Consider the following 22,016-nt stretch of genomic DNA (forward strand, 5'->3'; position numbering starts at 1 on the left):
TGCGGGGCGTTGTGGGAGCATGAGCGCGCACGAAACGAACGCTGAGGAGGGGACGTGGCAGGCTCACAGCTGGAGAAGCGGGCCAAGAACGCGGTCGACCCGCACGAGGAGCCCTCCGCGGAGTGGGGCTGGCACGGCCGCTTCCCGCGTGGTCGCGAGATCGGCGGCTGGATCACCGCGATCGCCATGTTCGCGATGGCCTTCATCGGCAACCACATCGCCGAGACCGAGCGCCTGTGGCTGCTCGGCATCGGCGCGTTCCTCGTGATCTACCTGATCTGGGCCCGCGTGCGGCAGCGCACGGCCTGGCGCCATTGATCCGAGCACTTCGTCAAGGAGCACGTCCCTCGTCGGGCGTGCTCCTTGTCGTATGTCCGGAAAAGGCTCTGGCGTCAATTTCTACCACCTGGTAGAAAACCTCTGAGAGCGCTTCCATAGCCGCGGGCACAGTCCAGGGGAGAGTGGTCATGAGCAAGCTTTCTGTACAGCTTTACTCCGTCCGTGAGGCGTTCGCCGCCGATCCCGGCGGCACGCTCGCCAGGCTGGCGGGCATCGGGTTCACCCAGGTCGAGCCGTTCGGGCTGGCCGAGCACGCGGCCGTGCTGCGCACCGCGCTGGCCGACCACGGGCTGACCGCGCCCACCGCCCACGCCAAACTCGTCGGTACCGACCAGGACGCGGTGTTCGCCGCCGCGCAGGCCTGCGGGGTGCGGGTCGTCATCGACCCGTTCGTGCCGGACGAGCAGTGGCGCACCGAGGCCGACGTGGCGGCGACGGCCGCCGCGCTCAACGCCGCCGCCAAGCGCGCCGCCGACCTGGGCCTGGTCGTCGGCTACCACAACCACTGGTGGGAGCTGCGGAACAAGATCGGCGACCGCACCGCGTTCGAGGTGTTCGCCGACCAGCTCGACCCCGAGCTGGTGCTCGAGGTCGACACGTACTGGGCCGCGGCGGGCGGCGCCGACGTGCCCGCCCTCCTGACCGGCCTTGGCGCACGGGTCCACGCGCTGCACGTCAAGGACGGCGACCTCGCCACCGACGCGTCCGGTCAGGTGCCTGCCGGGCAGGGCCGGGCCCCGGTCGCCGACATCCTCGCCGCCGCACCGGACGCCCTGCGGGTCATCGAGTTCGACGCCTACGCCGGCGACATCTTCGACGGCCTCGCCGCGAGCCACGCCTACGTCACCGGCCTAGCCTGATGGCCGGCGGACCGGTCGGCGTCGGCATTGTCGGCGCCGGCGTCATCAGCGACACCTACCTCGAGAACCTCACGTCGTTCCCGGACGTCCGGGTGCTGCGGATCGCCGACCTCGACCCGGCCAGGGCGGCCGCGCAGGCGGACAAGCACGGCGTCCCCAGGTCCGGCACGACGGCCGAGCTGCTCGCCGACGCGGACGTCGAGCTGGTCGTGAACCTCACGATCCCGGTCGCGCACGTGGAGATCGGCCTCGCCGCACTCGACGCCGGCAAGCACGTGTGGGCCGAGAAACCGCTCGCACTCGACCGGGCGTCGGGCCGCAAGCTGCTCGACCGGGCCCGCGAGAAGGGCCTGCGGGTCGCGAGCGCACCCGACACGGTGCTCGGCGCGGGCCTGCAGACCGCGCGCCGTGCCGTCGACGACGGCCGCATCGGCGAGCCGAGGACCGCGCTCGCGATGTTCCAGACACCCGGTCCGGAGAGCTGGCACCCGGCGCCGGAGTTCCTGTTCCAGACCGGCGGCGGGCCGCTGCTCGACATGGGCCCGTACTACCTGACCGAGCTGGTGCAGCTGCTCGGCCCGATCCGCCGGGTCACCGGCGCGGGCGGGCGCAACCGCGAGACCAGGGTCATCGGCTCGGGTCCGCGCGCGGGCACCGAGTTCGCGGTGACGGTGCCGACGACGGTCACCGCGCTGGTCGACTTCGAACGCGGCGGGTCCGCGCAGGTCGTGCTGAGCTTCGACTCGGCGCTGCACCGCACGCTGCTGGAGGTCACCGGCACGCTCGGCGCGGTGGTGGTCCCGGACCCGAACCGGTTCGACGGCCCGACGCTCGTCCACACGCTGGGCAGCACCGACCTGACGGAGCTGCCCGCGGCCGGCCACAGCGCCTCCCGCGGCACCGGTGCGCTGGAGCTGGCACGCGCGATCCGCGCCGGGGTGCCGGAGCGGGCGTCCGGTGAGCTGGCCTACCACGTGCTCGACGCGATGCTGGCCATCGAGGAGTCGATCGCCTCCGGCGAGCCGGCACCGGTGGAGAGCACGGTGGAGGTGCCACCCGCGCTTCCCGCGGACTGGGACCCGCATGCCAGGACGCTCTAGGTGATTTCCGTGAAGTTGGTGTGAGTGGGTCGTCGTGTGCTGGTCGCGTCGGACCGGTTTCGGTCGGGTGTGCTGGCTGCGGTTGACGTTGTGGGTTTGTCCTCGCCGGACGGGCAGGTCGACGGGATGGCAGGGAGCCCTTGCTGGTGGGCTTACGCCACCGTCAGGGTTGCGTGGGCTGGCCCCGCTTCGCGGGCCCTGGGCGCGCAGCGCCCGGGCTTCGGTGCGCGTTGACGGCGCGGGTAATGCCCTGAAAGGCGCGTTCAGGGCGCTGGGCGCCCTGAACGGCCCATTCACGGCACCGGCCCGTCGGGCGACCGCAGGGGGGTCGTGCCTGATGACGGGTTCGTACGCCAAGCCACTTCACATGATCTTCATGTGCCGGTTTCCGGCGCGGGGCACTAAAGCGGTTTGGCGAGCACGCTGCCGAGGAAGTGGCGCAGCGTCCCGACGAGGTCCACCTCGTCCGGGACGGTGAGCCACTGCACCTGCAGCCCGTCCATCAGTGCGACGAACATGAGCGCCGCGGCGGCGGGGTCGACGCCGTCGCGGAGTTCGCCCTGCTCGGCGAGCACCCGGAACGACTCGGACGTGGACTCGCGGGCGAGCCGGTAGTGCCGCACGAAGTAGTCGTGCGCCGGGTGGTCGGGCGCGACGGCCTCTGCCGCGAGCCGTGAGTAGAGGTCGACGATGCCGGGGTGGGTGACGTTGTGCTCGGCGAGCGCGACGAAATGGGCCAGCACCTCCCGGCCGGGGGGCGCGTCCAGCTGCTCCCGTTCCGAGTCCTCCGCGTCGCGCCGCTCCAGGACGGCCGCGAGCAGGGCCTCCTTGGTGGGGAAGTAGTACAGCAGACCCGCGTGCGTGATCCCGGCCCGCTTGGCCACCTCCCGCAGCGACGAGCCGTGGTACCCGGCCTCCCCGTACACGGCCACGGCCGCCGTGAGGATGTCCTCACGGCGGATCCGGCCCTTGGGGTAACCCCCGCCCTCCGCGGCGCGCACCCGCCCATCATGCCCGTCAGGGCAGCACCGAGCGCACTGTCTCCTCGGTGCGCCCCACCACGGTGGTGCCGTCGTCGGCGGTGATGATCGGCCGCTGGATCAGCTTCGGGTGCTCCGACAGCGTCGTGATCCACCGCGCGCGGTCGGCCGGCGTGCGCGGCCACGACCTGAGGCCCAGCTCCTTGGCGACGGGCTCGGTCATGCGTGCGAGGTCCCACGGCTCCATCCCGAGGCGCTCCAGCACCGCCTCGATCTCGGCGGCGGACGGCGGGTCCTCCAGGTAGCGGCGCACGGTGTAGTCGGCGCCCGCCCCGTCCAGCACGGACAGCGCGGACCGGCACTTCGAACAGGCGGGGTTGACCCAGATCTCCATCGACGTCTCCAGCCGTCAGGCGTCTACCGGGCATGAAGGTATACGCGGAGCGTTTCTGCTCGATCCCCGAGGACCGGGGACAGCCGTGGTGACGGTCGGCGCGCGGGGTAGCGACCATCCGGACGGAGCGGTTTCGGCCGAGCGGGGGATGACGTGTTCATCGACGGCAACGGCAGCTTCCGGCCAGATGAGTATCGTGTTAGTGAACTTTAAGGGCGCACCACTACCGTCCTTGCAGTGACAAGGATCGTGGTCGCGGCGGCGCTCATGCTGACCGGACTGGCCATCGTGCTGGGGGCCGTCGTGCTGGCCCGCCCCAGCTACACCGAGGTCGAGGTGGGCGGGTCCGCCATGGCGCCGACGCTGGAGGACGGCGACCTGGTCGCCGTCGAAAGCGGGGTCACACCGCGCCGGGGGGACCTGGTCGTCATCGACGGGGCCGCGCTGCCTGGCCAGGAGCCGGGACCACGCGTGCTGCGCGTCATGGGCGTCGGCGGCGACCGGCTCGAGTACCGGGATGGCAGGCTGACCGTCGACGGCGAACCGGTCGTCGAGGCTTCCGCGAACGGGACCCCGCCCAACGACTTCACCGTGACCGTGCCTGCCGACACCGTCTTCCTCGCGGGCGACGCGCGGGACGACGCCGTCGACTCCCGCATGTTCGTCGAGCACGACGGTCACGGCGCGGTGCCACTGACCGCCGTCGAGGGCCGTGTCGTCGGGGTCAACGGCACGCTGCTGGACAGCAGCGCCCGGCCGTGGCTCCTCTGGGTGGCGGGCGGGGCGGTCGTCACGCTCTGCGGGCTCGGCTGGCTCATCGTCGGCCTGCACCGGCGGACGGCGATCCCCTCGACACCGGCCGGCTGAGCACTCACTCACCGCAGGACCGGCGGGCCACCAGTGTCGGTGCGAACACCCTGCGCACCGGCTCGGCGGGCGCCTCCACCACCAGCGACGCCGCCTGCCTGCCCATGTCGTACGACGGCTGCGCCACCACCGTGATCCCCAGCGCGGCCGCCCACGTGAACTCGTCCATCGTCAGGAACGCGACGTCCTCGGGCACCGCGCGGCCCGCCGCGGTCAGCGCCTGGTACGTCGCGACCGTCAGCCTGCCGGTCATGCACACCACGGCGTCCGGCCGCCCTTCGAGCAACCCGGCGACGGCCGTCGGGACCTCCTCCTCCGTCGCCGCCTCGACCACCGCGGGCGACGGCAGGCCGGCGTCGACGAGACCGGCACCCAGCCCCGCGGTGCGCTCGACCTGCGACTGACGCTGCCCGGAACGCACAACGCCCACCGCCGACCGGCCGCACGCGGCCAGGTGCCCAGCCATCAGTCTGCCTGCCGCGACGTTGTCGAGGCTGACCGAGTGCAGTCCGGGCGGCGGGTCTGCGACCGTGCGCGCCACGACCACGCACGGGGTGCCGTTGGCGGTCATGCCGCGGGTGCGGCTGTCGGCGGGCTCGCCGGTGGTGACGATCAGCCCGCGCACCCGCTGTTCGTCCATCGTGCGCACGTGCGCGACCTCGCGGTCGGGCAGGCGGTAGGAGTTGGCGAACATGACGAGGCTGTCGTTCGCGCTCGCCACCTCGTCGATGCCGCGCATCAGGTCGAGGTAGAACGGGCTGCTCAGGTCGCGGATCACGACGCCGATCGTGGTGGAGCGCCCCGAGAAGATGCTCCTCGTCAGCGCGTTCGGCGTGTACTCGAGGGAGGTGACCGCCGCCAGCACCCGCGCCGCGGTGTCCTCCCTCACGGCACCGCCGTTGAGGACCCGAGACACCGTAGCCACGGACACACCGGCAGCGCTGGCGACGTCGCCGATCGTTGTTCGCTTGCCCATGTCCCCCTCAGACGCGTCGGCCGTCGCGGACCACCACCTCGCCACCGATCATGACGACCCCGACCCGGTCCAGCCGCGCCGGGTCGGTCACGACGAGGTCGGCGACCGCGCCCGGCACGATACGGCCCCGGCCCGGTGCGATGCCGGGGATGGCGTCCGCGACGTTCGCGGTGGCCATCGCGATCGCGGCGGGAAGGGTGACCACCCCGGCCCTGGTGGCCTCGTCGATCGCCAGCAGGATCGGGTCGTGGTGCCCGCCCGCGTAGTCGGTGGAGATCGTGTCGACCAGCCCCGCCTCGAACATCGCGTACAGCAGCTCCGGACCGGTGGTGAGCCGCCGCGCCCCGAACGTGTCCAAAGTGGACACATCGACGACGGCGCCGAGTTCCTTGAGCTGTTCCGCGTGCTCCAGCGCTTCCCTCGGCTCGAAGCTGGAATGGTTGGAGTGCCCGGCGATCAGCCGCACATCGGTCCTGGCGATACCGGCGACCTGCGTCATCGACGCGGCCGCGTTGTGCACCAGCACCGGCACCCCCGCGGCGCGCGCCTGCTCCGCGGCCTCCGCGAGCCCGGACAACGCGATGTCGAACGCGGGGAGGATGACGTCCGAGACGATCCCGCGGGTGTCCTCGACCGACAGCTTCCCGGCCAGTCCCGCCGCCGCCAACGCCTCCTCGACGGCGTCCCGGTCGAAGGCCGACGGCGAGATGTGCCTGCCGAGCACCGCGACCTTGAGCGCGTTCGACTGCCGGGGCGTGATCGTCACCCCGGTCCGCCGCGCCACCTCGGCGGGGATGTACAGGTAGCTCGCGCCACCGCCGCCGAGCGTGTGCCCCGCGCCGATCTCCCCCAGCGCGACCGCACCCGCCCGGACCGCCCGGTGCGCGGTGAACGCCCGGTTCTCGTCGGTGAGCCCGCCGCCGTCGGCGATCGTCGCCGCCGCGAGGCACGCGGGTGTGTTGCAGGACGCGAGCCGCACGTTGACCGGGTGCGCCTCGCCGGTGCGCGCGAGTGCCTCCTCGGTGACGAAACCGTCCACGCACAGGACCGTCGTCGTGCCTTCGAGCAGGTGCCGGTCGAGGTTGGCCAGTACCTGCTCGTGCGGAAGGCCTTCGTGCCCGCTGGGGAAGAGCGGACCGAACGCGGTGCCGTGCGTGTGGTTGTTGATCAGGCCGGGGACGACCAGCCCGTCCGCCGCGTCGACGAGGTCGGCCGCGGCGTAGTCCCCGGCAGGGCGGGTCGGCACGATCTCGCGGATCGCCCCGCCTGACACGACGACATCGACTCCGCACCGGTCGACGAGGTCGCCACCGTGCAGCACCGTGGTGGTCATCGGAACCTCTCGAACCGGAACGGGGCCAGCGCGTCGGCCACGTCCGCGCCCATGACCTCGGCGGCGACCAGGTCACCGGCGTGCACGCACAACGTCGCGGCGCTGTGCGACACCGCGAAGTGGAAGCCGGGCAGCGCCGCCACCCGCCCCAGGACCGGCCGCCCGTCGCCGGGGACCGGCCGCTCCCCCACCCGGACACTTTCCACCGCCCCGGCCCGGATCCCCGGGTAGAGCTCGCAGGCCGCGGCGAACACCGAGTCGGCGGCGGCCTCGTCGTGGCCGTGGAGCAGCAACCGCCCGGCACCGTCGGGCCGCACGTGGACACGCGGCGCGTGGATCACCCGCGAGACGGCCACCGCGACCGGAGACGTGTAGACGAGCCTGCCCTGTGTGTTGCGCATGGGCAGTGTCAGCCCGGCCAGTGCCGCGACCTCCGCGGCCCGCGGACCGGCGCAGTTCACCACGGCGTCCGCGGCCAGCCGACGCCCCGACGCGAGCCGCACCCCGCGAACCCGCTCACCGCCGACGTCGATGCCGACGACCGCGTCGTTGCGCACCACCTCCGCCCCCGCCAGCAGGAAGCCGATCATGCGGACCGGTTCGAGCCAGCCCTCCCTCGGGAAGAAGGCGATCTCGTCATCGGGCAGGGCCGTGGGGTCGAGGTCCGGTTCGAGGCGCAGCGCTTCGGCCCTGACGAGCCAGCGCGCCTCGTAGCCGTAACCGAGCACGCGCCGCACCTTGTCCCGCAGCCGCACACGGTCGGTCTCCTTGGCGGCCCACTCCAGGTTGCCGCCCTCGTGGTACCAGTCACCCGACAGCTTCTCGGCCAACTCCCGGTGCGCGACCATCCCCGCGACGTTGAGGTCGTGGTAGGCCCGCGGTTCCTTGCCGCAGGAGTTGAGCCAGGAGAACGTCACCCCGGACGTGCCGTCGCCGGGCGCTCCCGAGTCGACGACGGTGGCCCGGGCACCCCGCCGCCGCAGTGCGGCGCTCACGGCAGCCCCGTACACCCCCGCACCGATGACGACCACGTGACCGGCCATGACCACCCCCGCCATGCAACTGGTTTCTGTAACTAGTTACTGTAACTAGTTACGTGGCACCACGCCGGGCTTTCCGGGTCAATGCCGTCATTCGTCCGGCGGCTACCCCTCCGCGGCGAGCTGGCCGCAGGCGGCCGCGATCTCCTGGCCGCGGGTGTCGCGCACGGTGCAGGCGACGCCACCCTCGTTGACCCGGCGCACGAACTCGCGCTCCACGGCCTTGGGCGACGCGTCCCACTTCGACCCCGGCGTCGGGTTCAGCGGAATCACGTTCACGTGCACCAGCTGTGACAGGTGCTTCCGCAGACGCTTCGCCAGCAGGTCCGCTCGCCACGGCTGGTCGTTCACGTCCCGGATCAGCGCGTACTCGATCGACACCCGGCGCCCGGACGTGTCCGCGTAGTACCGCGCAGCCTCGAGGACCTCGTCCACCGACCACCTGGTGTTCACCGGCACCAGCGTGTCCCGCAGCTCGTCGTCGGGGGTGTGCAGCGACACCGCCAGCCGCACCTGCATCTTCTCGTCAGCGAGCTTGCGGATCGCGGGCGCGAGGCCGACCGTCGACACGGTCACCGAGCGCTGCGAGATGCCGAGTCCCGACGGCGCCGGCTCGGTGATCCGGCGGACGGCGGCCACGACCCGCTTGTAGTTGGCGAGCGGCTCGCCCATGCCCATGAACACGATGTTCGACAGCCGCCCCGGCTCGCCCAGCTCACCGTCACGCATGGCGGCGGCCGCGGCGCGGACCTGGTCGACGATCTCCGCCGTCGACAGGTTGCGCATCAGGCCGCCCTGGCCGGTGGCGCAGAACGGGCACGCCATGCCGCAGCCGGCCTGGCTCGACACGCACAGCGTGGTGCGGTCCGGGTACCGCATGAGGACGCTCTCGACCAGCGTGCCGTCGTGTGCGCGCCACAGCGTCTTGCGGGTGGTGTCGTCGTCGCAGCTCACATGCTTGACGACGGACAGCAGCGGCGGCAGCAGGGCGTCGGCGAGCTGGGTGCGGGACGCCGCGGGGATGTCGGTCATCGCGGCCGGGTCGGCGGTCAGGCGACCGAAGTAGTGGTTCGACAGCTGGTTCGCGCGAAACGGCTTCTCCCCCAGCTCGGACACGGCGGCACGCCGCTCCTCGGTGGAGAGGTCGGCGAGATGACGGGGAGGCAGGCCGCGCTTGGGAGCGTCGAAGACCAGAGGCAATGCGGTCATAACCACTCCAGTGTCCCATGGCCGGGGAGCTGCCCTGGTCAGCGGCCTGTTTCCGTTCGAACGTTGCATCGCGATACTTTCCGATATATCGTAAACCTATCGCGATACCACGCGATACATCCACAGGAGGAACTTGATCATGCGACACGAACACCACTTCAGAGGTGACCCGGGCGTCTTCGGCGACCCGCGCACCCACTTCCACGCCGAGGCACGCGGGGGTGTGCCCTTCCCCCCGTTCCCACCCGGCCCGCCAGGCCCCGGTGGTCCGTTCGGCCCCGGCTTCCCCAGTGGCTTCCCGGGTTTCCCCGGCTTCGGCCAGGAGCGGGGCAGGCGGCGCGGCAGGGGCCCTGAGCGGCACGGCAGGGGCAGGCGCTCCCGTCGCGGCGACATCCGCACGGCGATCCTCGCGCTGCTCCTCGAACGGTCCATGCACGGCTACGAGATGATCCAGGAGATCAAGGAGCGCAGCGCGGACCTGTGGCGGCCGAGCCCCGGCTCGGTCTACCCGACGCTCCAGCTCCTCGCCGACGAGGGCCTGATCAACGACGAGGGCCAGGGCTCCCGTCGCCTGTACGCGCTCACCGAGGAGGGCCGCACGGCCGCGGAGGCGATCGAGACCCCGCCGTGGGAGGAGATCGCACGCGACGCGGACCCCAGGGACGTCAACCTGCGCGACGCGATCGGCCAGCTCATGGGCGCGACGATGCAGGTCGTGCAGGCCGCGAACGACGAGCAGAAGAAGCGGGCCGCCGAGGTGCTCAACACCGCGCGACGCGAGCTGTACGCGATCCTGGGCGAGGCCCCGTCGACGGACGAGGACGAGTCCGACGAGGACTGAGTCTCGTCGCCGCCTCGGGGAACGTGACGGCGCTCAGCCACCGACCGCCCGCGATCGCGCACCGGCGCTGGGACGCGCCCTCAGGTACGGGGTGCGGTGGACTGGGTGATCAGCAATCCGGTCGGCTTCTGCCTGGTCAGCACCCGGTAGCCGACCGGGAACTCGAGCCCTGGCACGTCCCGGGCCGCCCGCTCCGCCACGCGTGCCGAGAACTCGATCCGCAGCACGGACTCCAGGCTCGCCCGGTCCGCGAAACGCCACCGCGTCTCGACGGACCGGCGATCGAACCCCATCCGCTCGAAGAACCGGTCGACCTCGACCGGGTCGTAGTCCGGCAGGTCGGCGCGCATCCAGTCGCCGTAGGGCCGGTGCCGCACATCGAGGTCCACGATCACCAGCACACCGCCGGGGCGGAGCACCCGCTCCGCCTCGGCGAGCCCCTGCTCACAGCCAGGACCGAAGAAGTACGCGGTCCGCGCGTGCGCCACGTCCACACTCGCGTCCGGAAGCGGCAGCCGCTGCGCCGACCCGGTCAGCACCTCGACCGTCGGCAGCATGGTCACCCGGTCCTTCGCGAGCCCGACCAGCGGCTCGTGCGGCTCCACCCCGGTGACGTGCCGCGCGGTCGCCGCGAACCTCGGCAGGTGGAAACCGGACCCGCAGCCGATGTCCAGCACGTCGCGGCCCGCCCAGTCGGCCACCGACCCCAGGACGCGCCAGAGGTCGTCGTGCACGTCCTGTGCCCGGTTCTCGACCTCGTAGACGTCCGGCCAGTGCCAGATGTTCGGGCTAGGCAACGTCTCGACACCGCGGCGCACCGCGGCAAGGCGCTCACGAGCGCGCGACACCAGTCCCACACCGTCCAGCAATACCACGTCAGCCGGTGATGAACAGGCTCAACAGCAACCAGGACACCACCGCGGACGGCAGCAGCGAGTCGAGCCGGTCCATCAGCCCGCCGTGGCCGGGCAGCAGCGTGCCCATGTCCTTGATGCCCAGGTCCCGCTTGATCAGCGACTCCACCAGGTCGCCAACGGTCGCGGTGCACACGATCGCGGCGCCGAACAACGCGCCCTGCCACCACTGGCCGTCCAGCGTGAAGGTGACGGCGAGCGTTCCCGCGACGACGCCGAAGACCATCGAGCCGATGAAGCCCTCCCAGGACTTCTTCGGGCTGATCGTCGGCGCCATCGGGTGCCTGCCGAGCTTCGCGCCGGTCGTGTAGCCGCCGACGTCGTTGCACACCACCACGATCAGGAAGCACAGCACCCGCGCGACGCCGTCCTCGGCGACCACCAGCATCGCCGCGAACGACGCGAACAGCGGCACGTACGCGGCGGTCAGGATCGACGAGCTCACGTCCCGCAGGTAGTTCTCCGCGCCGCCGCGGAACCGCCACACCAGGCAGGCGAGGATCGTCACGACGAACGCCGCCAGCAACCCCTCGCGGCCGAACGGCCACGACAGCCAGACCATCGCCTGGCCGCCGATGAGCACCGGCCACAGCGTGACGCGGAGGTCGGCGCCGCGTTTCAGCGCACCCGCCAGCTCGTAGGTGCCGACCGCGACCGCGACCGCGACGATCCCGACGAAGATCTGCCGCACGGTCAGGAGCGACACCAGGACCGTGGCGCCGAGCAGCACCCCGACGGCGATCGCGGCGGGCAGGTTGCGCCCGGCCTTCGGGGCTGGCGCCGGCTCGGCCACGTCGCCGGTCGTCACACGGTTCTCCTCGGCGGGTCCTGACCCGGTGGGTGCGCTGATCATGTCGATACCGGGGCTCAGACTTCGAGCAGTTCCGTTTCCTTGTGCTTCACGAGCTCGTCGACCTGGGCGACGTACTTGTCGGTGAGGTTCTGCAGCTCCTTCTCGGCGCGGTTCACGTCGTCCTCGCCTGCCTCGCCGTCCTTGGCGATGCGGTGGAGCTCCTCGTTGGCCTTGCGGCGGACGTTGCGGATGGCGACCTTGGCGTCCTCGCCCTTGGCCTTCGCCACCTTCACCATTTCCCTGCGGCGCTCCTCGGTCAGCTGAGGGATGACCACACGGATGAGCGCACCGTCGTTGCTCGGGTTGACCCCGAGGTCCGAGTCGCGGATCGCCTTCTCGATGGCGGCGAGCTGGCTGGCGTCGTAGGGCTTGATCACCGCCATCCGCGCTTCTGGCACGTTCACACCCGCGAGCTGGTTCAGCGGCGTCGGCGAACCGTAGTAGTCGACGACGATCCGGGAGAACATCCCGGAGCTGGCGCGGCCCGTGCGCACGGAGGCGAGCTCCTCCTTCGCGTGCGACACCGCCCTCTCCATCTTCTCCTCGGCGTCGAAGAGTGTTTCGTCGATCAAAGCCTGCTCCTGTTTCTCAGAGTCCCTGTCTTCCACCGGTGTCGATCAGGGAGTGCTGACCACAGTGCCGATCCTCTCACCACGCACCGCGCGGGCGATGTTCCCCTCGGTGAGCAGATTGAACACGATGATCGGCATGTTGTTGTCCATGCACAGGCTGAACGCGGTGGCGTCCGCGACCGCGAGTCCCTGTTCGAGTACCTCGCGGTGGGTGATGTGCTCGTACATCTTGGCGTCGGGGTCGGTCTTGGGGTCAGCGGTGTAGACGCCGTCGACCGACTTGGCCATCAGCACGACCTCGCAGCCGATCTCCAGCGCGCGCTGCGCGGCCGCGGTGTCGGTGGAGAAGTACGGCATGCCGACACCGCCCGCGAAGATCACCACGCGGCCCTTCTCCAGGTGCCGCTCGGCGCGGCGCGGGATGTAGGGCTCTGCGACCTGGCCCATCGTGATGGCGGTCTGCACGCGGGTGTCGATGCCGAGCTTCTCCAGGAAGTCCTGCAGGGCGAGGCAGTTCATGACGGTGCCCAGCATCGCCATGTAGTCGGCGCGGTCGCGGTCCATGCCGCGCTGCGACAGTTCCGCGCCGCGGAAGAAGTTGCCGCCGCCGATCACCACGGAGACCTGGACGCCGTCGCGCACGACCTCGGCGATCTGCTTGGCCACCGTCGCCACCACATCGGGGTCGACACCGACCTCACCGCCGCCGAACATCTCGCCGCCCAGCTTGAGCAGCACTCTGCGGAAACCGTGTCGCGACAGTTCCATGGGTCTCCCCTCAGTGGTGGGTCTTTCTACAGGCGAGTGCCCCGCCCTCAGTGATTCGTCGAGGGCGGGGCACCGCCTGGGGTCCAGGCTCCCGGGATCAGGACTGGCCGATCTCGAAGCGGGCGAACCGGGTGACCGTCACGCCCGCCGCGTCGAGGAGCGCCTTCACGGTCTTCTTGGAGTCCTGCACCGAGGACTGCTCGGTGAGCACGACGTCCTTGTAGAAGCCGTTGACGCGACCCTCCGTGATCTTGGGGAGGGCGGCCTCCGGCTTGCCCTCCTCACGGGCGGTCTCCTCGGCGATGCGCCGCTCGTTGGCCACGACGTCCTCGGGGATCTCGTCCCTGGTGACGTAGCGCGGCTTCATCGCGGCGACCTGCATGGCGGCGCCGCGGGCGGCCTCCGTGTCGTCACCGGTGTACTCGACCACGACGCCGACGGTCGGCGGCAGGTCGGGGTCCCGGCGGTGCAGGTACGTCGTGACGGAGCCGTCGAACACCGCGAGCCTGCGCAGCTCCAGCTTCTCGCCGATCTTGGCGGACAGCTCCTGCACGGCGTCGGCGACGGTCTTGCCGTCGAGGTCCGCCTTGAGCAGCGTGTCCAGGTCGGCGGGCTTGGTGGCCTTGGCGACGTTCACGATGCTGTCGGCGAGGCCGGTGAAGTCGGCGTTCTTCGCGACGAAGTCCGTCTCGCAGTTCAGCTCGATCATCACGCCGCCGTCGGCTGCGACCAGGCCGTTGGCGGTGGTGCGCTCGGCACGCTTGCCGACGTCCTTCGCACCCTTGATGCGCAGGAGCTCGACAGCCTTGTCGAAGTCGCCGTCGGACTCGTCGAGGGCCTTCTTGCAGGCCATCATGCCCGCGCCGGTGAGCTCACGGAGCCGCTTGAGGTCAGCCGTGGTGTAGTTAGCCATTGTGGCTCTGTCCATCCTTCTTTCGGGTAGGTCGCTTACTCGGAGTCAGCAGGCTTCTCCGCCGCCGCGGGCGCGGCGTCGCCGCCACCCGCCGGAGCGGCCTGGCCGACGAGGAGCTCCTGCTCCCACTCCGGCAGCGGCTCGTCCGAAACGCCCGGCTGCGGCTTGTCCTCGCCGTCCGGCACACCGTTGCGCACACCCGAGCGGGCCATGAGACCAGCGGCCGCGGCCTCGGCGACGACCTTGGTCAGCAGCGCGGCGGAGCGGATCGCGTCGTCGTTGCCCGGAATCGGGTAGTCGACCTCGTCGGGGTCGCAGTTGGTGTCGAGGATCGCGACGACGGGGATGTGCAGCTTGCGCGCCTCACCGACCGCGATGTGCTCCTTCTTGGTGTCGACGATCCACACCGCGCTGGGCACCTTGGCCATGTCGCGGATACCGCCGAGGGTCCGCTCCAGCTTGTCCTTCTCGCGGGTCAGCATCAGGATCTCTTTCTTGGTGCGACCCTGGAAGCCACCGGTCTGCTCCATCGTCTCCAGCTCCTTGAGGCGCTGGAGGCGCTTGTGCACGGTCTGGAAGTTGGTGAGCATGCCGCCCAGCCAGCGCTGGTTCACGAAGGGCATGCCCACGCGGAGCGCCTCGTTCGCGATCGCTTCCTGCGCCTGCTTCTTCGTGCCGACGAACAGGATCGTCCCGCCGTGCGCGACGGTCTCCTTGATGAACTCGTAGGCGCGGTCGATGTAGGACAGCGTCTGCTGCAGGTCGATGATGTAGATGCCGTTGCGCTCGGTGAAGATGTAGCGCTTCATCTTCGGGTTCCAGCGGCGGGTCTGGTGCCCGAAGTGCACGCCGGAATCGAGCAGCTGCTTCATGGTGACGACGGCCATGGCCTGGTTCGCACCTTCTTCTTCTCTTGCGCGTCGGGGTGTCGTGCCGGCGCGATGTCGGTTGCCGCGGGACGGCGTTTGCCTCCCGCCCTGGTGCCGGTGCCGGCAGCCGGACCCTCGACTGTGCTCCTACGTCGTCTCGGGACCGCCGGATGCCGCCTGCCGCGAGGCAGGCGCACTGGCACGCGAAGTCGACCCGCGTTGCCACGGGGCGCGAAAGAAGTGTACGCGCTCCACCCGACCGGGGCCGACACCGGTCGGCCGTTTGCGGGCAGTTGTCCACAGCCCGACCAGTTGTCCACAGCCAGCGCCCCACCACCCCCTCCCCGTCGGTCCCCCGGTGCATCGTTGACCCCATGCCCACCCTCCTGCTCCTCCTCGCCCTCCTCACCACCGCCCTCACGGTCCCCGTGGCCGCCTCGGCGACGGCGGGCGCCGCACCGCCGGCGCAGGCCCGGCAGTACGGCTGGCCACTGGCGCCGCCGCACCCGGTGATCCGGCCGTTCGTCGCGCCCGCCACCCCGTACGGCCCCGGTCACCGCGGCGCCGACCTGGGCGGACAACCCGGCGCCCCGGTGTCCGCGGCGGGCGAGGGCGTGGTGGTGCACGCCGGTCCGGTCGCGGACCGGGGCGTGGTGTCGATCGACCACGGCGACGGTCTGCGCACCACGTACGAGCCGGTCACGGCTCGGGTGGTCACGGGTCAGCGGGTCGCGCGCGGCACGGTCGTCGGCCGGTTGGTGCCCGGCCATCCGGGGTGCGCGGAGGCGGTCTGCCTGCACTGGGGCGCTCGCCGCGGCACGGAGTACCTCGACCCGCTCGGACTGCTGTCGGCGGGCCGGGTGCGATTACTGCCGTGGGAAGGTCTGGCGCCACGGCCGTGAACGTGCCGCGCCAGGTCAAGTCGGGCGGTCGGTGGTCGTGTGCCGGTCGTGTCGGATCGGCTCGGTTTTCGGTCGGGTGGGTTGCCTGGTTTCGGGTTTGGTGCTGTAAGGCGCGTTGACGGCGTGGCAGTGCCCTGAAAGGCGCGTTCAGGGCGCTGGGCGCCCTGAACGGCCCATTCACGGCACTCGTTGTGCAGTGAGCGCGTCTACGGCATCGGCCCAGCCCCGTCGGGCGACCGCAGGGGTGTGGGGGTCGTGCCTGATCACGGGGGCCATACGCCAAGCCACTTCACATGATCTTCACGGAATCAATCGTCTAGACCTCGGTCTTCTCCAGCAGCTTCGCCCGCAACCGCAGCACGGCGCGGGTGTGGAGCTGGCAGACCCGGGACTCGGTGACCCCGAGGACCCGGCCGATCTCCGCGAGAGTGAGGTTCTCGAAGTAGTACAGGGTGACGACGACCCGGTCCCGCTCCGCGAGGTGCGCGATGGCCTGCGCGAGCTGCCGCCGGTTGTCCTGGTCGACCAGCAGCGCGACGGGATCGAGGGCCTCCTGGTCCTCGAGGATGTCGGCGAGCGGCGTGGTCCCACGCCCTGCGGCGGCGAGCTCGTCGAGCGCGACGACGCTGGTCAGCTGCAGCTGGGCGTAGACGTCCCGCAGCTCGTGCACGGAGAGCCCCAGCTCCTCGGCCAGCTCGGCGTCGGTGGGCGTGCGGCGCAGCTGCGCCCCGAGCCGCTCGAGCGCGCGCTCCACCTCGCGGGCGCGGCCACGCACCGAGCGGGGCACCCAGTCCTGCGCGCGCAGGTCGTCGAGGATCGCGCCGCGGATCCGCTGCATCGCGTACGTCTCGAACTTCAGCCCACGCTCCGGCTCGAACTTCTCGATGGCGTCGACCAGCCCGAAGATCCCGGACTGGATCAGGTCGGCCACCTCGACGTGCGCGGGCAGCCCGGTCCCGACCCGCCCGGCGACGTACTTCACGAGCGGCGCGTAGTGCAACACGAGCCGGTCCCGCAGCGGCTGCTCCCGCTGCTCCCCGAACTGCCGCCACAGTGCGACGATGCCCGCCTCGACGTCGTCGAAGGTCCGCTGGTCACCAGGCAGGACCCCGGCGGTCTCCCCGAAGCCGAAGGGCATCGAGTGCCCGTTGGCCACAGTCACGTCCTGCCCAGCGGCACCGTTCACCACGGCACCCCCCACATCGTCGGCACCAGCGCCTCCCCCGGAGACCCGCGCACCGCCGAATCCGCCCTCGACGACGGCGCGCTCGTCAGCCCCCTGACGCCCCTCACCGACGACCGTACCGCCACGCGCAGCGGCCGCACCCGCGCCGTCGTTACCGGAGACACGCCCACCAGCGGAAATCCCGTCACCGTCCGCCCCAGCAACCCCCCATGAGGCAGTCGTACCGTTCGCGGCCACCTCCCCGTCGAATGCCTCGTGCCCCACAGCGGACCCACCGCCAGAACGTGCCGCCCGCTCGCCGCTGGCGGCGGGCTGGTCGGTCGCGGCCGTGCCGCAGGGTGTGCCGGGAGCACCGTTGGGCGTGTTGGCCGCGGCCGAGGGCCGGTCGGTGTGGCGTGCTTCCGTCTCGTCCCTGCCGGTGGGTGCGGGTCGGCCGTTGGTGGTCGTGCCGTCCTGCCCGGCGCGGGGGTGGTTGCCGTTCGGCGGGGCGGGCTTTGCGGTGCCGTTCGTTCGTGGGTGGTGGGAGCGGGCGCCGTTGGTTCGGCGGGTGTCGTCACGCTGCGTGTTCGTCGGCTGACCGTCGCTTTGTTCGCGGGGAGCCGGGGGATGTGGGTCGAGTGCGACAGCGGTGCGGGCACCGCTGTGCCGGGCGCTGTCGACCCGCGCCCTGGTGCTGGGCGCAGCCGACGCTCGCGAACCTTCCCCTGGCTCATCGGGAACGGGGGTGCGTTCGGTCATGGATTGCCTTCAGCCGTTCGACGGTCACATGGGTGTAAAGCTGCGTTGTTGCGAGCGTAGCGTGACCAAGTAGCTCCTGGACGCTACGAAGATCAGCACCACCTTCGAGCAAATGTGTCGCAGCAGAGTGACGCAGACCATGCGGTCCCATGACGGGAACACCCGGAATTGCGTCCAACGCCTCGTGCACGATACGTCGAACGCTGGCCGGTTGGAACCGGCCGCCGCGTACACCCAGTAACAACGCGGGCGGCGACTTGGGCCTCGCGAGAGCATGCCTGCCATGGCTCAGCCACTCGGTGACGGCGCGGAGCGCGGGCTCGCCGAACGGCACGGTGCGCTCCTTGCCGCCCTTGCCGAACACCACGACCAGGCGCTTTTCGAGATCGACATCGTCGACGTCCAGGCCGCACAGCTCGGACACCCGGATGCCCGTCGCGTACAGGAGCTCCAGGAGAGCGTGATCACGGAGAGCTACCGCATCCAGCTCGGCGGCGCCCGTCTTCGACGCCGCCAGCACCTCGCCCGCCTGGTCCTGTCGCAGCACCGACGGCAGCTTGCGGTGCGGCCTCGGTGACGCGAGCCGGGCGCCGGGATCGGTGGCCAGGTGCCCGCGCCGGTGCGCCCACGCGGTGAACGTCCGCGCGCTGGCCGACCGCCGCGCCATCGTCGTGCGGCTCACCCCCGCGGTCCGCTGCGCCGCGAGCCACGCACGCAGTGCCCTCAGGTCCAGCGCCGCGACGCCCTTGCCCCGGCTCCGGTCGATGCTGCGGGTACCGCCGACCGCCGGCAGGCCGTGCAGGAACCCGAGCAGGGACACCACGTCCGTGAGGTAGGCCCGGACGGTGTGCGCCGACAGGCCGCGCTCGAGGCCGAGGTGCCGTTCGTAGGCCGCGACGACCTCACCGACATCCTGGGGCAGCTCGTCCCGGATCCGGTGCAGATCGACTCTCGCGCGTGACTCTGACACCCATTTCACGCTCCGCCATCACGTCTGCCCGGTCAAGTACCGCCACGCACGTTCAGGCGTGCCGGTCACCTCCCTTCTGCTGCCGCCAGCCGTCGTCGTGCCGGGTGGCATGGCCGGTGAACTCCAGTTCCGACAGCAGCGCGCGGACCCTGGCCGGCGGCACCCCGGACTCCACCGCGAGTTGCTCTGCGTCCCTGCTCTCCTCCCTGAGCAGCGCGTCGTGGACGCGTAGTGCCTGCTCGCCGAGCCCGTCGGTGGCACGCCTGCGGTCCCGGCGGGCCGGGTCGAGGTTCTCGCCGACCGGCCCGACGGCCTCGATGATCTCCGGCACGGACCCCGCGACCATGGCACCACCGGTCCGCAGCAGGTCGTGGCAGCCGACGGACATCGCCGACGTGATCGGTCCCGGCACCGCCAGCACGACCTTGCCCAGCGCCCCCGCGGTGGTCGCGGTGTTGCGGGCGCCGCTGCGGATACCGGCCTCGACGACCACCGTCGCGGACGACAACGCGGCGATCAGCCGGTTCCGGACGAGGAAGCGGTGCCGCGCCGGGGTGGTGCCGGGCGGGTACTCGCTGACGACGAGCCCGGCCGCGGCGATGCCGTCGAGGAGGCCGCTGTGCCCGGCCGGGTAGGCGATGTCGACGCCACACGCGAGCACGGCGACGGTCGGGCCGCCCGCGCTGAGGGCACCCCGGTGCGCGGCGCCGTCGATCCCGTAGGCCGCTCCGGACACGACGGTCATGCCTGCCCGGGCCAGGCCGTACCCCAGCTCGGCGGCGACGTGCTCGCCGTAGCCGGTGGCCGCGCGCGCCCCGACGACGGAGACCGCCCGGTCGAACACGTTCGCCACCGGAACCGCGCCCCGCACCCACAGGCCGAGCGGCGGGCCCGCGCCGCGCAGGCCGCGGTCGGTGGGCGGGGCCAGGCACAGGAGCTGCCAGGCTGGCCAGTCGGGATCCTCCGGCACGACGAGCCGGGCGCCGGCCTTCTCCGCGTTGCCGAGGTCCTCGCCTGCCAGATCGAGGTCGCGCCGGGCCTCGGTCTCGCTCTGGACGGCCTCGGGGACGTCGCCGTGCCGTACCCGGTCCGCCGCCTCGACCGGGCCGACGACGTCGACGAACGCGTGGAGCGCGAAGGCGGGCGGCTCGGCGACGCGCATGAGGTAGGCGCGGGCAAGGACGACCTCCTCGTCCGGCGGTGCGCTCATGCCGCCCTCCGCACGTCCGCCGTGGCCGAGGCGGCGCAGCAGCCGGGTCCCCTGGTGAGGCAGGTGAGGGTGTCGGGTGGCGGCAGGGACGGGTTCATCAAACGCCAGTACATGCGCGGGCAGACAGCCGTCGTGGTCGTAGCGTCGGTGAGGCGTGCGGGCTGCCAGTTGTCCTGGGTACGCATCGGGAATGGGTCCTTTCTTGGCTTTCGGCAAAGGGCGTTGCGACGCCCGGCGAGATCGAGCCGGCCGTTCCTCGTGGCGGTGTGGCTGGTGGTCAGGCGACTCTTCGGTCACGGAATTCCAGGGCTGCCGCCACGTGGTCCGAGGTGGGGAGGTCCTCGTCGGCCAGGTCCGCCAGGGTCCAGGAGACGCGCAGGCAGCGGTCGGCGCCTCGTGCGGTCACCGCGCCGATGTCCAGGCCGCGGTCGAGGATCGCCGTTGCCTTTCTCGGCAGGGTGAACTCCCGGCGCAGCGTCGGGCCCGGGGCCTGGGCGTTGGTCAGCCAACCGTGTTTCTTCCAGCGCTCCACCGCACGTTCCCTCGCCTTCAGGACTCGGGCCCGCACCGCCGCCGTCGGTTCCGGTTGCGCCAGGTCGGCCCTGGCCATCGCGGTGATCGGGCGCATCCGGACTCTCAGGTCGACCCGGTCCAGGAGTGGGCCCGACAACCTGGACAGGTACCTGCGTTTGGCGATCGGGGTGCAGGTGCAGTCGAACTCGCGGGGTGGGGCGCACGGGCACGGGTTCGTCGCCATGACCAGTTGGAAGCGGGCCGGGTAGCGGACCACGCCGTCTCGCCTCGCGAGCCGCACCTCTCCTTCCTCCAGCGCGGTCCTCAGCGCTTCCAGTCGGTCCGCCACGAACTCGCATGCCTCGTCCAGCAACAGGACGCCGTTGTGGGCGGCGCTGATCGCACCCGGTTTCGCCAGACCCACCCCGCCGCCCACCAGCGCCGGGACCGAGCTCGAGTGGTGCGGGGCGATGAACGGGGGCGTGACCACCAGCGGCGCCTCCGGGGTCAGCAGACCGGCTATCGAGTGGATCGCCGTGACCTCCAGTGCCTGGTCGTCCGTCAGCGGAGGCAGCAGGCCGGGAAGCCGTTGTGCCAGCATCGTCTTGCCGGTGCCCGGTGGACCGGTCAGCAGCAGGTGGTGGCCGCCCGCCGCCGCCACCTCCAGCGCCCAGCGGGCCTCCGGCTGGCCGATCACGTCCGCCAGGTCCGGGACGTCCGCCGGTGTCCGCGGTGGCTGCGCGGCCGCTTCGCGCAGCGTGTCCGGTTCGCCGCGCAGCCAGTCGAGGATCTCCGTCAGGTGTTCCGCGCCCAGGATCTCCAGGTCGGTGACCAGTGCCGCCTCCGCGAGCGCCGCGGCCGGGACGATGGCCCGGCGCAGCCCTGCCTTTCGTGCCGCCAGGAGACCCGGCAGCACGCCCCGGACGGTGCGGACCCGGCCGTCCAGCGCCAATTCGCCGAGCAGGACCGTCTTCTCCAGGCGCTCTCCCGGTTCCAGACCCGCGGCGACCAGGACCGCGCAGGCCAGGGCCACGTCGTAGCTCGAACCGCCCTTCGGGAGGGCCGCCGGGGACAGGGCCAGGGTGATGAGCTCGTCCGGCCACTTGCGTTGGCTGTTGCGGACCGCGGCCCGGACACGTTCCTTCGCCTCGTTCAGGGAGGCGTCCGGAAGGCCGACTATCTGGGTTCGCGGACGGCCGCCGCCGATGTCGGCCTCGATCTCGACCACCACGCCGTCAACGCCGAACAGGGCCACTGAGAAGGCTCGTGCCAGCGGCATCAGAACACGCCCCTCAGGTGGCTGACCTTCGGGGTTTCGCCCGGCGGCCACAGGATCGCCAGGATGTCGTAGCGCGTCGGGACGTGCGGGACGCCGTGGTCGGCGCGCCATCGACGGGTCAGCCTGCGTATTCGGGCGGCCTTCCGGTCGTCCACCGCTTCCGCGGGCGGGCCGTAGTTGTCGGTGGTCCTGGTCTTGACCTCGCAGACCACCAGGGTCTTGCCGTCGGTCAGGACGAGGTCCAGCTCGCCCTCTGGGCAGCGCCAGTTCTTCGACAGGACCGTCAGGCCCTGTTCCTCCAGGTAGCGGGCGGCCAGGGCCTCTCCGCGTTCGCCGGTACGCAGGTGCGCCGGCCTCGGACGTGTCGCCTCAGTCGTCATGACCACGACC

The 22,016-nt window shown here is 71.4% G+C and carries 24 protein-coding genes; 6 read left to right on the plus strand and 18 right to left on the minus strand.

Annotated features, from left to right (window positions below; translation table 11 throughout):
* Nucleotides 1-54 precede the first annotated feature (54 nt).
* The 3 genes from ACFPCV_RS23025 to ACFPCV_RS23035 all read left to right on the plus strand — a co-directional run bounded on the left by ACFPCV_RS23025 (nt 55) and on the right by ACFPCV_RS23035 (nt 2,299).
* Nucleotides 55-318 carry a DUF2631 domain-containing protein gene (locus ACFPCV_RS23025; RefSeq protein ID WP_378058365.1) on the plus strand — a complete coding sequence of 88 codons (264 nt, stop codon included), beginning with the start codon at nt 55-57 and terminating at the stop codon, nt 316-318.
* A 149-nt stretch (nt 319-467) separates the two neighbouring features.
* Nucleotides 468-1,199, plus strand: coding sequence for a sugar phosphate isomerase/epimerase family protein (locus ACFPCV_RS23030; RefSeq protein WP_378058366.1), 732 nt, complete (start codon nt 468-470; stop codon nt 1,197-1,199).
* Entirely contained in the window at nt 1,199-2,299 is a 1,101-nt protein-coding gene (locus tag ACFPCV_RS23035) for a Gfo/Idh/MocA family protein (RefSeq protein ID WP_378058367.1), read from the plus strand. The genes ACFPCV_RS23030 and ACFPCV_RS23035 overlap by 1 nt, the downstream gene beginning before the upstream one ends.
* 401 nt (nt 2,300-2,700) lie before the next feature.
* Here ACFPCV_RS23035 and ACFPCV_RS23040 read toward each other — a convergent pair whose 3' ends face one another.
* The gene (locus ACFPCV_RS23040) at nt 2,701-3,300 is read right to left on the minus strand and encodes a TetR/AcrR family transcriptional regulator (protein WP_378058368.1); all 600 of its coding nucleotides are present in this window, start codon (nt 3,298-3,300) and stop codon (nt 2,701-2,703) included.
* A 16-nt stretch (nt 3,301-3,316) separates the two neighbouring features.
* The gene (locus ACFPCV_RS23045) at nt 3,317-3,673 is read right to left on the minus strand and encodes an ArsC/Spx/MgsR family protein (protein WP_378058369.1); all 357 of its coding nucleotides are present in this window, start codon (nt 3,671-3,673) and stop codon (nt 3,317-3,319) included.
* Between the two features lie 237 nt (nt 3,674-3,910).
* Here ACFPCV_RS23045 and lepB point away from each other — a divergent pair, with 237 nt between their 5' ends.
* On the plus strand, nt 3,911-4,540 hold the full coding sequence (gene lepB / locus ACFPCV_RS23050) for a signal peptidase I (RefSeq protein WP_378058370.1): 630 nt from the start codon (nt 3,911-3,913) through the stop codon (nt 4,538-4,540).
* Nucleotides 4,541-4,544: 4 nt separating this feature from the next.
* Here the strand turns inward: lepB and ACFPCV_RS23055 are convergent, their stop codons facing one another.
* The 4 genes from ACFPCV_RS23055 to rlmN all read right to left on the minus strand — a co-directional run bounded on the left by ACFPCV_RS23055 (nt 4,545) and on the right by rlmN (nt 9,098).
* Nucleotides 4,545-5,516 (minus strand): LacI family DNA-binding transcriptional regulator, encoded by a 972-nt coding sequence (locus ACFPCV_RS23055; RefSeq protein WP_378058371.1) that lies wholly within the window; start codon nt 5,514-5,516, stop codon nt 4,545-4,547.
* A 7-nt stretch (nt 5,517-5,523) separates the two neighbouring features.
* Nucleotides 5,524-6,849 (minus strand): amidohydrolase family protein, encoded by a 1,326-nt coding sequence (locus ACFPCV_RS23060; RefSeq protein ID WP_378058372.1) that lies wholly within the window; start codon nt 6,847-6,849, stop codon nt 5,524-5,526.
* On the minus strand, nt 6,846-7,907 hold the full coding sequence (locus tag ACFPCV_RS23065; RefSeq protein WP_378058373.1) for an NAD(P)/FAD-dependent oxidoreductase: 1,062 nt from the start codon (nt 7,905-7,907) through the stop codon (nt 6,846-6,848). The genes ACFPCV_RS23060 and ACFPCV_RS23065 overlap by 4 nt, the downstream gene beginning before the upstream one ends.
* Nucleotides 7,908-7,994: 87 nt before the next feature.
* The gene (gene rlmN, locus ACFPCV_RS23070) at nt 7,995-9,098 is read right to left on the minus strand and encodes a dual-specificity RNA methyltransferase RlmN (RefSeq protein ID WP_378058374.1); all 1,104 of its coding nucleotides are present in this window, start codon (nt 9,096-9,098) and stop codon (nt 7,995-7,997) included.
* Nucleotides 9,099-9,237: 139 nt separating this feature from the next.
* On the opposite strand from rlmN, the gene ACFPCV_RS23075 reads away from it, so the two are divergent.
* On the plus strand, nt 9,238-9,939 hold the full coding sequence (locus ACFPCV_RS23075; protein WP_378058375.1) for a PadR family transcriptional regulator: 702 nt from the start codon (nt 9,238-9,240) through the stop codon (nt 9,937-9,939).
* A gap of 80 nt (nt 9,940-10,019) precedes the next feature.
* Here the strand turns inward: ACFPCV_RS23075 and ACFPCV_RS23080 are convergent, their stop codons facing one another.
* The 6 genes from ACFPCV_RS23080 to rpsB form a co-directional block, all read right to left on the minus strand.
* Nucleotides 10,020-10,787, minus strand: coding sequence for a class I SAM-dependent methyltransferase (locus ACFPCV_RS23080; protein WP_378058376.1), 768 nt, complete (start codon nt 10,785-10,787; stop codon nt 10,020-10,022).
* 28 nt (nt 10,788-10,815) lie between these two features.
* Nucleotides 10,816-11,706: a phosphatidate cytidylyltransferase gene (locus ACFPCV_RS23085; protein ID WP_378058378.1), complete on the minus strand. Its 891-nt coding sequence runs from the start codon at nt 11,704-11,706 to the stop codon at nt 10,816-10,818.
* Between the two features lie 14 nt (nt 11,707-11,720).
* Entirely contained in the window at nt 11,721-12,278 is a 558-nt protein-coding gene (gene frr, locus ACFPCV_RS23090) for a ribosome recycling factor (RefSeq protein WP_378058379.1), read from the minus strand.
* A gap of 45 nt (nt 12,279-12,323) precedes the next feature.
* The gene (gene pyrH, locus ACFPCV_RS23095; protein WP_378058380.1) at nt 12,324-13,046 is read right to left on the minus strand and encodes a UMP kinase; all 723 of its coding nucleotides are present in this window, start codon (nt 13,044-13,046) and stop codon (nt 12,324-12,326) included.
* A 97-nt stretch (nt 13,047-13,143) separates the two neighbouring features.
* Nucleotides 13,144-13,959 (minus strand): translation elongation factor Ts, encoded by an 816-nt coding sequence (gene tsf / locus ACFPCV_RS23100; protein ID WP_378058381.1) that lies wholly within the window; start codon nt 13,957-13,959, stop codon nt 13,144-13,146.
* Between the two features lie 35 nt (nt 13,960-13,994).
* The gene (rpsB, locus tag ACFPCV_RS23105) at nt 13,995-14,846 is read right to left on the minus strand and encodes a 30S ribosomal protein S2 (RefSeq protein ID WP_378058382.1); all 852 of its coding nucleotides are present in this window, start codon (nt 14,844-14,846) and stop codon (nt 13,995-13,997) included.
* A gap of 356 nt (nt 14,847-15,202) precedes the next feature.
* On the opposite strand from rpsB, the gene ACFPCV_RS23110 reads away from it, so the two are divergent.
* Nucleotides 15,203-15,730 carry a M23 family metallopeptidase gene (locus ACFPCV_RS23110; RefSeq protein WP_378058384.1) on the plus strand — a complete coding sequence of 176 codons (528 nt, stop codon included), beginning with the start codon at nt 15,203-15,205 and terminating at the stop codon, nt 15,728-15,730.
* A 316-nt stretch (nt 15,731-16,046) separates the two neighbouring features.
* On the opposite strand, the gene ACFPCV_RS23115 is transcribed toward ACFPCV_RS23110, so the two are convergent.
* The 6 genes from ACFPCV_RS23115 to ACFPCV_RS23140 all read right to left on the minus strand — a co-directional run bounded on the left by ACFPCV_RS23115 (nt 16,047) and on the right by ACFPCV_RS23140 (nt 22,006).
* Complete coding sequence (locus tag ACFPCV_RS23115) at nt 16,047-16,868, minus strand: FliA/WhiG family RNA polymerase sigma factor (RefSeq protein ID WP_378058734.1); 822 nt, start codon at nt 16,866-16,868, stop codon at nt 16,047-16,049.
* 757 nt (nt 16,869-17,625) lie between these two features.
* Nucleotides 17,626-18,597 carry a tyrosine recombinase XerC gene (locus tag ACFPCV_RS23120; RefSeq protein WP_378058735.1) on the minus strand — a complete coding sequence of 324 codons (972 nt, stop codon included), beginning with the start codon at nt 18,595-18,597 and terminating at the stop codon, nt 17,626-17,628.
* 79 nt (nt 18,598-18,676) lie between these two features.
* Nucleotides 18,677-19,834, minus strand: a complete 1,158-nt coding sequence (gene dprA / locus ACFPCV_RS23125) for a DNA-processing protein DprA (protein WP_378058385.1) — start codon at nt 19,832-19,834, stop codon at nt 18,677-18,679.
* On the minus strand, nt 19,831-20,019 hold the full coding sequence (locus ACFPCV_RS23130; RefSeq protein WP_378058386.1) for a hypothetical protein: 189 nt from the start codon (nt 20,017-20,019) through the stop codon (nt 19,831-19,833). Before ACFPCV_RS23130 ends, dprA begins: the two co-directional genes overlap by 4 nt.
* Nucleotides 20,020-20,111: 92 nt before the next feature.
* On the minus strand, nt 20,112-21,626 hold the full coding sequence (locus ACFPCV_RS23135; RefSeq protein WP_378058387.1) for a YifB family Mg chelatase-like AAA ATPase: 1,515 nt from the start codon (nt 21,624-21,626) through the stop codon (nt 20,112-20,114).
* A complete protein-coding gene (locus ACFPCV_RS23140; protein WP_378058388.1) occupies nt 21,626-22,006 on the minus strand; it encodes a YraN family protein in 381 nt (126 codons plus the stop codon). Before ACFPCV_RS23140 ends, ACFPCV_RS23135 begins: the two co-directional genes overlap by 1 nt.
* Between the last annotated feature and the right edge of the window lie 10 nt (nt 22,007-22,016).

Source organism: Actinophytocola glycyrrhizae (assembly GCF_042653545.1).
Taxonomy (GTDB): domain Bacteria; phylum Actinomycetota; class Actinomycetes; order Mycobacteriales; family Pseudonocardiaceae; genus Actinophytocola; species Actinophytocola glycyrrhizae.